The sequence below is a fragment of the Stenotrophomonas sp. ZAC14D2_NAIMI4_7 genome (assembly GCF_003086675.1).
GTDB lineage: Bacteria > Pseudomonadota > Gammaproteobacteria > Xanthomonadales > Xanthomonadaceae > Stenotrophomonas.
Genome location: NZ_CP025995.1, coordinates 618,396 through 627,648 on the forward strand (window position 1 = coordinate 618,396; position 9,253 = coordinate 627,648).

A 9,253-nucleotide genomic window follows, 5' to 3' on the forward strand; every position below is an offset into this window, starting at 1 on the left:
CGAATCCTCACGCAGGATTCAATTTTTCGTGAGGTATCGGCCGCCTTCCCGCGCCACAATGCGGGCAGCCTCCCCACTGGCCACGAGCTGCCGATGTCCGCAAAACGCGTCCTGATCGTCGAAGACGATGCCCATATCGCTGATCTGCTGCGCATGCACCTGGCCGACGAAGGCTATGAGGTGATGCACGCGGCCACCGGCGATGCCGGCCTGCACCTGCTGGAACAGGATGGCCCGTGGGACGCGCTGGTGCTGGATGTGATGCTGCCGGGCGTGGACGGGCTGCAGGTCTGCCAACGTGCACGGTCGATGGCGCGCTACGTGCCGATCATCATCATCAGTGCGCGCGGCAGCGAGACCCAGCGCATCGTTGGCCTGGAGCTGGGCGCCGATGACTACCTGGCCAAACCCTTTTCCATGCCCGAGCTGGTGGCGCGGGTGCGCGCGCTGCTGCGCCGTGCCGAAGCCATGGCACAAAGCGCCCGCATCGATGCCGGTGCGATCGATCTGGGCGGGCTGCGGCTGGACCCGGTGGCGCGCACCGCCTCGGTGGAAGGCAACGCGCTGGAACTGACCCCGCGTGAGTTCGACCTGCTGCTGTTCTTTGCCCGCCACCCCGACCAGGTGTTCGCCCGCATGGAACTGCTGAACCAGGTCTGGGGCTACCAGCACGATGGTTACGAGCACACGGTGAACACCCATATCAACCGCCTGCGCAGCAAGATTGAAACCGACCCGGCGAACCCGCGCCGGCTGCTGACCGTGTGGGGCCGCGGCTACAAGCTGGTGGACCCGGCCGGGGCGGGCGCATGATCACGCCGAACCTGTGGCAGAAACTGGCGGCGGTGATCGCCGCGCTGATGCTGGTGTGCTGCATGGCGTTGCTGGCGTTGCAGATGCGCGCCAACACCCGGCACGAACAGGAAGTGGTGCAGCGGCTTTCGCTGGGCCTGGCCGAGCACATCGCCCAGCGCAGCGAACTGATGGACACCAGCGGCATGCGAGATGCCGCCGTGCGCGCACTGTTCGGCCAGCTGATGGCGGTCAACCCCAGCGTGGAGGTGTACCTGCTGGACGAGCAGGGCCGGATCCTGGGCCACGATGCACCCAGCGGCCACCTGCGGCGTGACCGCGTGGATGTGGCGCCGCTGCGCCGGCTGCTGGCGGGCGCGCCGCTGCCGATCCTGGGCGACGATCCACGCAGCGAGCGCGGCCGCAAGGTATTCAGCGTGGCGCCCTTGGTGGTGCAGGGGCGCCCGGCCGGCTACGTGTACGTGGTGCTGGTGGGCGAGCACCGGCAGATGCTGGCCGACGATCTGGCCGCCAGCAGCCAGTGGAACACTACGCTGTGGTCGATCGTGCTGGTCGGCAGCCTGGGCGTACTGGCCGGCCTGCTGGCGTTCTACTGGGTCACCCGGCCGCTGCGGCGGCTGACCCGGCGCATCCAGGCGTTCGACATCGACGCGCCGTCCGTGCTGCCGCCGTTGGCACCGCTGCGCTCTGGCGAGCGCGATGAACTGAAGATCCTCGAGCATGCCCATGCGCAGATGGCGCAGCGCCTGGGCGAGCAGTGGCAACAGCTGCGCCAGCAGGATCTGCAGCGGCGCGAACTGGTGGCCAACATCTCGCACGATCTGCGCACCCCGCTGTCGTCGCTGCATGGTTATCTGGAAACCATGGCGCTGAAGGAGGCCACGCTGGCGCCGGATGAACGCCGCCGCTATCTGGGCATCGCCTTGGCGCAGAGCGCGAAGGTGGGCCGGCTGGCACGCGCGCTGTTCGAACTGGCGCGGCTGGAACACGGAGAAGTGCGCCTGGAATGGGAAGTGTTCGCGCTGCCCGAGCTGGTGCAGGACGTACTGCAGAAGTTCGAACTGGCGGCACAGGCACGCGGGCAGCGGCTGCACGCCGACGTGCCGCAGGGCCTGCCGCTGGTGCGCGCCGACCTGGGCCTGGTGGAACGTGTGCTGACCAACCTGCTGGACAATGCGCTGCGCCACGCGCCGGACGGGGGGCAGGTCACGCTGACCCTGCGCGCCACCGAGGACAGCGTGCAGGTGAGCGTGGCCGACGATGGTCCCGGCGTGGCACCGGCGCTGCGCGATGGCCTGTTCCAGGCACCGGCAGCGCTGGGCGCGCGGCGTGGCGACAACGGTGGGTTGGGTCTGTTGATCGTGCAGCGCATCGTGCAGCTGCATGGCCGCCGCATCGAACTGCGTGACAGCGCGCAGGGGGCACTGTTCGTGTTCAGCCTGCCACGTGCGGACAGCGCGGTCAGCTGACGCGCCTGGCCGAACCGCAGGCAAAAAAAGACCCGGCAGAGGGAGGGATCTGCCGGGTCCGGATTGCATGGGGGGAGGGACCCATGCAATGAGCGTGGGCGTAACGTCAGTGGCTGTTGGCCGTGGCGTCCGCCGGGGATTCGTTGTGGCCCTGTACCAGTTCAGACCAGGCCTTTCCGGCCTGCAGGCCCAGATCGACCATGTCCTGCTGGGCCTGGCCCAGCCGCTGCAGGTTGTCCTGCCACAGCTGTGCGCCCTTGGGCAGCAAGCCTGCCGGGTCCTCGCTGCGGGCCAGTTCGCCCAGCCAGCCGCCGGTCGCGGTCAGGTTGCGTTCCATCACCTTCAACTGCACGCCGAACATGCTTTCTGCGTTCTCCAGCGCCATCCGGTTTGCACGGGTGGCGGCCGCCGCCAGCTGGCGGGTGGCATCACTGAAACGATCGGCGAAGGCGTTGGCCATGGCTGCGTCGAAGAAGTTGATGCAATGCAGCATACGCCGATCATGCGGCATTGCAACAAAAATAACGAAGGCGCCCGAGGCGCCTTCAAAATACCTTCAGGATCAATGGCTTGATCAGCCGCCCGGGCCCCGGTAACGGCAGCCGGAGGTACAGGTTTCGTGCACGGTGATCTCGCTCAGCGCGGGCAGTACCGGCTTCAGCTCATTCCAGATCCACACGGCCAGGTTCTCGCTGGTGGGGTTTTCCAGACCGGGAATGTCGTTCAGATAGTGGTGGTCCAGGCGCTCGTAGATCGGCTGGAAGGCCGCTTTCACGTCACCGAAATCCATGATCCAGCCGGTCTGCGCGCCGGGCTCGCCTTCCACCTTCAGTTCCACCCGGAAGGAGTGGCCGTGCAGGCGCGCGCACTTGTGCCCCGGCGGCACGTTGGGGAGGCGGTGCGCCGCCTCGAGCATGAAGACTTTGAAGATTTCCATGCCGCGATTGTACGCCGCCCGCCGCGCGCTGACCCCCTGGCATCGGTTGCTGATGTAAACATTTCATTTCCATCTTGATAAAGAGATGTTAGCTTCTCTTATATCCGTATGAAGAGATGTTATTGGTCCGCAGCAGGCCAGGCATGGACTACTGCGGAACTTGTCGTCACCACCACCCCACGAACGTCATGCCCCAGAACACCCTCCTTGCAGCGGCCCTCGCGGCTGCCCTGGCCACGCCGTTGTCCGCGGCGGCCGACACCTCCACCGACGCCAGCGGCGAGGCCAGCACCCTGGCCGCCGTGCGCGTTACCGGTTCCAACATCAAGCGCTCGGACACCGAAGCCTCCAATCCCGTGCAGGTGATCGGCCACGAGCAGCTGCAGGCCAGCGGCAAGGCCACCGTGGCCGACGTGCTGCGCTCGATCTCGGCCAACACCGGCAACGCCGCCAACGAAACCACCAACAACGGCTGGGCCTCGGGTTCGGCCGGCATCGGCCTCCGCGGTCTTTCGCAGAAGAACACGCTGGTACTGCTGAACGGCCGTCGCCTGGCCAACTACGGCTTCCCGGCCGGCGGCCTGTCAGACACCTTCGTCAACCTCAACGCGCTGCCGCTGGTGGCCGTTGAACGCATCGAAGTGCTCAAGGATGGCGCCTCGGCCGTGTACGGCTCCGATGCGGTGGCCGGCGTGGTCAACATCATCACCCGGCAGAACTTCCAGGGCGCCGAAGTCGGCGGCAGTACCGGCACCGCCGACCAGGGCGGGCTGGACGAACAGAAGCTGCACTTCGTCGGCGGCATCGGCGATCTGGACAAGGATGGCTACAACATCCTGGTCAGCCTGGAAGGCTACAACCGCGATCGCCTGGACCAGGACCAGCGCGACCTGACCAAGAGTGGGATCTACAGCGACCAGCCCGGCGGCCGCTGGAACGGCTGGTCGGCCAAGGGCGCACGCTATCTGGTAAACGGCGTCTCGGTGCCGATGCTGGACGCCAACGGCAACTGCCCCACCGGCACCACCCTGGTGGCCAGCGCGCCGATCGACGGCCTGGCCGGCAACACCTGCGGTTTCAACCAGGCGCCGTACACCACCCTTATTCCGTCCACCAAGCGCTGGCAGGCCTACGTCAACGGCACCTTCCGCGTCAGCGACAACGTCGAAGCCTTCGGCGAGGTGCTGTACAGCGATATCAAGGGCGTGTCCTGGTTCGGCAGCAGCCCGTACTTCACCCTGGAAAGTGGCCGCTTCGCGCTGAATGCCGATACCGGGCTGGCCGAACCGGTGTCCTCCAACCTGCCGGCCAGCAGCCCGTACAACCCGTATGGCCGCGCCATTCCCATCGAATACACCTTCTTCGACCTGGGCGGCACCATCAAGACCAATCGTTCTCAGGCCTACCGCGGCCTGGTCGGCCTGCGCGGCAGCACCGACAACTGGGATTGGGAAGTGGGCGCCTTCGGTGCACGCAGCAGCGAGCGCGAGACGGTGTCCGGCGGCTTCGCCAACCGCTGGGCACTGGCCGACGCGCTGGCCACGGGCAGCTACAACCTGTTGAATCCGTCGGCCACCCCGGCCGACGTCATCAACGCGATCAACATCAGTACGCTGCGCCCGGCCGAATCGGTGCTGCAGGGCATCGATGCCAAGGTGTCGGGCACGCTGGGCCGCACCTGGGCCGGTGATATCGGCTTCGCCGCCGGTGCCGAATGGCGCCGCGAGAAGCTGGATTCGGAAAACCCCTGGCAGATCGACGCCGGCCTGCAGATCCGCCCGGCCATCGCCGAGGTGCATGGCGAGCGCAAGGTCACCGCGGCCTATGCGGAAGTGAACGTGCCCCTGGCCTCCACGCTGGAACTTTCCGCCGCTGCGCGCGCCGACCACTACAGCGATTTCGGCGATGCGTTCTCGCCGAAGCTGGGCCTGCGCTGGCAGCCGCTGGACATCCTGCTGGTGCGCGCCTCGGCCTCGAAGGGCTTCCGCGCGCCGTCGCTGTCGGAAAACTCGAACAGCACCAGCATTTCCTACGGCAGCGTGATCGATCCGCGTGATCCGGACGTGCCGGGCTCGCGGCAGAACCCCACCTTCTTTACCGTCGGCAACAACGATCTGAAGCCCGAGCGCACCCGCAGCTACAACCTGGGCTTCGTGCTGTCGCCCTGGTCGAACACCAACCTGAGCGTGGACTACTACAAGATCGAGCTGGACAACCTGGTCGGCACCAACAACAGCCAGACCCTGGTGACCGACAATGTGCCTGGCGCGGTGCTGCGCGACGACCGCGGCAAGCTGCTGGCGGTCTACAACCGCTACCAGAACCTGAGCAGCCTGAAGACCTCGGGCATCGACGTGGAACTGCGCCAGCGCATTCCCACCGAATCGTTCGGCGACTTCACCGTGTCCAGCGCCTTCACCCACGTGCGTGACTACCGTCGCCCGACCGTGGTCGGCGGCCCGCTGGTGGACTACGCCGGCAGCAACCTGGGCGCCACCCTGCCCAAGAACAAGGCCACCACCACGCTGGATTGGCGCTATGCCGACGTAAAGGCCGCGCTGACCTGGTACTACACCAGCGGTTACGACCAGAAGGCCAGTACCGCGGCCGCCGCCGTGCAGGATCGCGTGGATGCCTACAACCAGCTGGACCTGTACCTGGCCTACACCGGCTTCGAGCAGCTGACCCTGTACGCCAAGGTGCAGAACCTGGCGGACAAGGAGCCGCCGTACGACGCCTCGTTCCCCGGTATCCGAGCGCCCTACGACTTCAGCCAGTACGACCTGCGCGGACGCTACTTCACCGTCGGTTTCGATTACCGCTTCTGAACCACCGGCCGCGACCGGCCAGTACTGGCCGGTCGCGCTGCCCTGCATTCCGGGAAAACACCGTGTCCTTGCATCGCCGTACCGTACTGCCGCTGCTGATCGCCGCCGCCACTGTTTTCGCCGCGCCCAGCGTGGCCCATGCGCAGAGCGCCTACTTCTTCCCGCAGGCCAGTGAAGCTGCGGCCTTCGACGCCAGCATTCCGACCCCGGAACAGTTCCTGGGCTATCCGATCGGCAGCCGCTTCACCCGGCATGACCAGCTGGTGGCCTATTTCCAGGAGCTGGCGCGCCATTCGGACAAGATCAGCGTGCGCGAAATCGGTCGCAGCTACGAAGGCCGCCCGCTGCTGATCGCCACCGTCACCGCCGCCAGCAACCAGGGCCGGCTGGAGCAGATCCGCCAGCAGCACGCGACCCTGGTCGATCCGGCGCAGCCGCGCAGCGCCGCCGGTGACAGCCCGGTAGTGGTGTGGCTGGGCTACAGCGTGCACGGCAACGAAACGTCCAGCGGTGAAGCGGCCATGCTGACCGCCTACTACCTGGTGGCCAACCGCAGCGCCGAAACCCAGCAGTGGCTGCAGCAGGCGGTGGTGCTGTTCGACCCGGCGCAGAACCCCGATGGCCGCGATCGCGCCGCCAACTGGCACAACGCCTGGGCCTCGGACCCGGCTTCGGCCGACCCGGCCGACAAGGAACACGTCGAGCCCTTCCCGCAGGGCCGCACCAACCACTACTTCACCGATCTCAACCGTGACTGGCTGGCCCTGACCCAGCGCGATTCGCGACCGAAGGTGGAGGTGTTCCACCAGTGGTACCCGAACGTGCAGATCGACTTCCACGAGATGGGCAAGGACAACACCTACTATTTCGAGCCGTCGCCGAAGAGCATGCACAGCCCGCTGATCCCGGCGGCCTCGTATGAATTCAACAAGACCCTGGCCAAGTACCACGCGCAGTCGCTGGATGCGTTGGGCTCGCTGTACTACACCGGCGAAAACTACGACAACTTCTCCCCGGTCTACGGCTCCACCTACCCCGATTTTCATGGTGCGGTGGGGGTCACGGTGGAACAGGCCAGCTCGCGTGGGCGCGTGCAGGAATCGGTGAACGGTCTGCTCACCTTCCCCTTCACCATCCGCAACCAGGTCGCCACCGGCCTGGGCACGGTGCGCGGTGCAGTGACCGAGCGCAGTGGTCTGTTCGATCTGCAGAAGACCTTCTTCCAGAGCGCACTGAAGCAGGCCGGCCAGCAGCCGGTGAAGAGCTTCGTGTTCGGCGATGCACATGATCCAGCGCTGACCCGTCGTTTGCTTGAGCTGTTGCTGCTGCACCGGATCGATGTGCAGGCGCTGCCGCGCGATGTCACCGTCGATGGCCAGACCTTCAGCGCAGGCAGCGCCTACGTGGTGCCGGTGCAGCAGGCGCAGTTCCGCCTGGTGCATTCGATCTTCGCTGAAACCCCGCCGATCAAGGGCGATGTGTTCTACGGCAGCACCAGCTATGCGATCGCGCCGGCCTATGGCGTGGCCTTCGCCGGCAGCCGCAGCCGCATCGAGGGCGGTGCCGCGGTGACCGAACTGCCGGCCGCAGGCGGTGGTGTGGTCGGTGGTCAGGCGACGTTCGCCTATGTCATTGACTGGCGTGACTACAACGCCGGCCGTGCCCTGGCCGAACTGCAGGGCAAGGGCGTGCTGGCGCGTGCCGCGTTCAAGCCATTCACCGCGGGCACGGCGCAGGGTGATGTGGCCTTCGCCGCAGGCAGCATCGTGATTCCCGTGGCGGGGCAGTCGCTGCAGGGTGCGGCACTGCTGGACGCAGTGAACGCGGCCACGCGCAACGCCGGCGTACAGGCCCACGCCCTGGCCAGCGGCCGCAGCCGCGATGGCATCGATCTGGGCAGCGACAGTGTCAAGGCACTGCGCAAGCCGGCGGTCGCGCTGGTGATGGGCGAGGGCGTAACCGCGACCGAGATCGGCTCGGCGTGGTTCCTGTTGGACCAGCAACTGCATCTGCCGGCCAGCAAGCTGGACCCGCAGCAGCTGGGCAAGGTGACGCTGGATCGCTACACCACGCTGGTGCTGTCCGGCGGCAACTACGCTGGCGTGGACGCTGCGGCGGTGGCCGCGCTGAAGCGCTGGGTGCAGGCGGGCGGTTCGCTGGTCACCTACGGCAGCGCCTCGAAGTGGGCGATCGAGCAGAAGCTGGCCGAGGGCGAAACGCTGGGCAAGGATGAAGACGCCGCCGACGAGAGCCGTCGCGCGTTCGGCGACCAGCGCGACATCGCCGCGATCGAACGGGTCAGCGGCAACATCCTCAGCGCCGACGCCGATACCTCGCATCCGCTGGCCTTCGGCGTACCGCGCCGGCCGCTGGCGGTAAACAAGGAAAATGCTGTGGTGTTGCAGCCCAGTGCCAATCCGTTCTCCACGGTGGTGCGCATCGACAGCCCGCCGCGGGTGAACGGTTATCTGTCCGAGCGCAACCGCAGCCGCGTGGCGGGAAGTGCCTGGCTGCTGGTATCGGCGCAGGGGCAGGGCAACGTGGTGTTGTTTGCCGATGATCCGGCGCACCGCAAGTACTGGCACGGCACGGATCGCCTGCTGATCAACGCGATCTTCTTCGGGAATCTGGTGAATCCGGCGAAAGCGCGGGGTTGAGGTGTTGGGCGCCTTGTTGATGCTGGGATGGGGAGGACGGAGGGGCCGCGCAGGACACGCCGCAAGTACGTCCTTGTAGCAACTGTGTTGTGGGATGGGATTTTGGCCGTCTGGCAGACAGGCACGGCAAAGCCGGCTGCCGGCCGGCAGCCGCTGCCGTGCGCCCTGGGCGTGCCTCAAGCGGGGATCGGTCCGCTTGAGGCGTCGCGCACGCGGGCGTTGAGAATGACCAGCATCTTCCGCATCACGGCCACGATGGCCACTTTCCCTTCCTTGCCGCGGGCCCGCAGCGACCGGTAAAAGTCCCGCAACCGCGGCTCATGTCGCATGGCAGACATGGCCGCCATGTAAAGCACCTGGCGGATCTCGGCCCTGCCGCCGTGGATGCTTCGTCTCCCTCGCATGGTTCCGCTGTCGTGGGAGATCGGCGCTACGCCGACCAGGCTGGCAATGGCCTTTCCGCTGATCTGCCCCAACTCAGGCAGGTAGCTGGCCAGCACCGCCTGCAGTGCCGGGCCAACCCCTTTCATCGACTTCAGCACTGCCAGT

Annotated in this window: 7 protein-coding genes; 4 read left to right on the forward strand and 3 right to left on the reverse strand. The window is 66.6% G+C overall.

Annotation, left to right across the window (positions count from 1 at the left end; translation table 11 throughout):
* Positions 1-93: 93 nt before the first annotated feature.
* Together C1922_RS02815 and C1922_RS02820 are read left to right on the forward strand one after the other, a co-directional pair.
* A complete protein-coding gene (locus tag C1922_RS02815) occupies positions 94-813 on the forward strand; it encodes a response regulator transcription factor (protein ID WP_108748403.1) in 720 nt (239 codons plus the stop codon).
* The gene (locus tag C1922_RS02820; RefSeq protein WP_108748404.1) at positions 810-2,282 is read left to right on the forward strand and encodes a HAMP domain-containing sensor histidine kinase; all 1,473 of its coding nucleotides are present in this window, start codon (positions 810-812) and stop codon (positions 2,280-2,282) included. Before C1922_RS02815 ends, C1922_RS02820 begins: the two co-directional genes overlap by 4 nt.
* A 106-nt stretch (positions 2,283-2,388) precedes the next feature.
* Here the strand turns inward: C1922_RS02820 and C1922_RS02825 are convergent, their stop codons facing one another.
* Entirely contained in the window at positions 2,389-2,742 is a 354-nt protein-coding gene (locus tag C1922_RS02825; RefSeq protein WP_108751458.1) for a phasin family protein, read from the reverse strand.
* Between the two features lie 114 nt (positions 2,743-2,856).
* A complete protein-coding gene (queD, locus tag C1922_RS02830) occupies positions 2,857-3,219 on the reverse strand; it encodes a 6-carboxytetrahydropterin synthase QueD (protein ID WP_108748405.1) in 363 nt (120 codons plus the stop codon).
* 188 nt (positions 3,220-3,407) lie between these two features.
* Here queD and C1922_RS02835 point away from each other — a divergent pair, with 188 nt between their 5' ends.
* Positions 3,408-6,047, forward strand: coding sequence for a TonB-dependent receptor (locus C1922_RS02835; RefSeq protein ID WP_108748406.1), 2,640 nt, complete (start codon positions 3,408-3,410; stop codon positions 6,045-6,047).
* A 62-nt stretch (positions 6,048-6,109) separates the two neighbouring features.
* A complete protein-coding gene (locus tag C1922_RS02840) occupies positions 6,110-8,704 on the forward strand; it encodes a M14 family zinc carboxypeptidase (RefSeq protein WP_108748407.1) in 2,595 nt (864 codons plus the stop codon).
* A 176-nt stretch (positions 8,705-8,880) separates the two neighbouring features.
* Here the strand turns inward: C1922_RS02840 and C1922_RS02845 are convergent.
* Positions 8,881-9,253 (reverse strand): transposase (locus C1922_RS02845; RefSeq protein WP_159092054.1); only part of this gene is annotated, 373 nt, incomplete at its 5' end.

Bases quoted from the DNA above. Each gene is read 5' to 3' on its own strand.
- C1922_RS02815 (WP_108748403.1), top strand. From the start codon at position 94: ATGTCCGCAAAACGCGTCCTGATCGTCGAAGACGATGCCCATATCGCT.
- C1922_RS02820 (WP_108748404.1), top strand. From the start codon at position 810: ATGATCACGCCGAACCTGTGGCAGAAACTGGCGGCGGTGATCGCCGCG.
- C1922_RS02825 (WP_108751458.1), bottom strand. From the start codon at position 2,742: ATGGCCAACGCCTTCGCCGATCGTTTCAGTGATGCCACCCGCCAGCTG.
- queD (WP_108748405.1), bottom strand. From the start codon at position 3,219: ATGGAAATCTTCAAAGTCTTCATGCTCGAGGCGGCGCACCGCCTCCCC.
- C1922_RS02835 (WP_108748406.1), top strand. From the start codon at position 3,408: ATGCCCCAGAACACCCTCCTTGCAGCGGCCCTCGCGGCTGCCCTGGCC.